This window comes from Streptomyces synnematoformans (assembly GCF_039531005.1).
Classification (GTDB): domain Bacteria; phylum Actinomycetota; class Actinomycetes; order Streptomycetales; family Streptomycetaceae; genus Streptomyces; species Streptomyces synnematoformans.
On the sequence record NZ_BAAAPF010000728.1, the window covers coordinates 1 to 839 of the forward strand.

The following is an 839-nucleotide window of genomic DNA, read 5'->3' on the forward strand; positions in this document are numbered from 1 at the left end:
CGCGGTCGCCGACCGCGACGCTCGTGACGTCGCCGCCGACCTCGGTCACCACGCCGGCACCCTCGCTGCCCAGAGGTGCGTCGCCGGGGTACATCCCCAGAGCGATGAGCGTGTCGCGGAAGTTGAGGCCGATCGCGTGCAGTCGCACGCGCACCTGCCCGTCGGCCAGCGGCTCGTCCCACTCCGGCATCGGCCGGCAGCTGACCGCCTCCAGCGTGCCGTCGCCCTCGGTGGCCAGCTTCCAGGTGCTCTCCGGCATCGCGAGCACCCCGCGCGCGCCGGTCGCGCGCACCAGGCGCGCGACGAGAAGCTGCCCGTGGCGGAGGGCGAGCTGCGGCTCGCCCGTGGCGAGTGCGTCGGCGAGGTGAGGTACGTCGGTGACCTTCGCCGCGGCGTCCACCGCGGTGTCGGTGTCGACGAGGTGGAGGCGGTCGGGCTGTTCGTTCTGGGCGGTACGGACCAGACCCCACAGCGGTGCATGGGCGAGGTGGACGTCTTCGGCCGGGCCGGTGGCGACGGCGCGGTGGGTGAGGACGACGAGGCGGCGGTCGGTCGCGTCGTTGTCGGCCAGCCAGCTCTGGAGGTGGATGAGCAGGGCCTCGGTCGCGGCATGGGCCGCGGCGGGGGTGTCCTCGTCGGGCCGGGGAGCGACGTACAGATCCACCTGATCGGGGTCGATCCGGTCGGAGTCGTCCTCCTGGACCGGGGGCGGGGTCCAGGCGAGCTGGAAGAGGCTGTTGCGCGTCGCTGCCCCGTCGTCGGCGCCGGTGGTGAGAGCGGTGGGGTCGACGGGCCGGGTGTTGAGTGCGGCGATGGTGGCGACGGGGGCGCCGGTGGGG

General features: G+C 74.4%; 1 protein-coding gene. It reads right to left on the reverse strand.

Annotated features, from left to right (window positions below):
- On the reverse strand, positions 1 to 839 hold an 839-nt coding region (locus tag ABD317_RS37375; protein ID WP_344296583.1), incomplete at both ends, for a SpnB-like Rossmann fold domain-containing protein.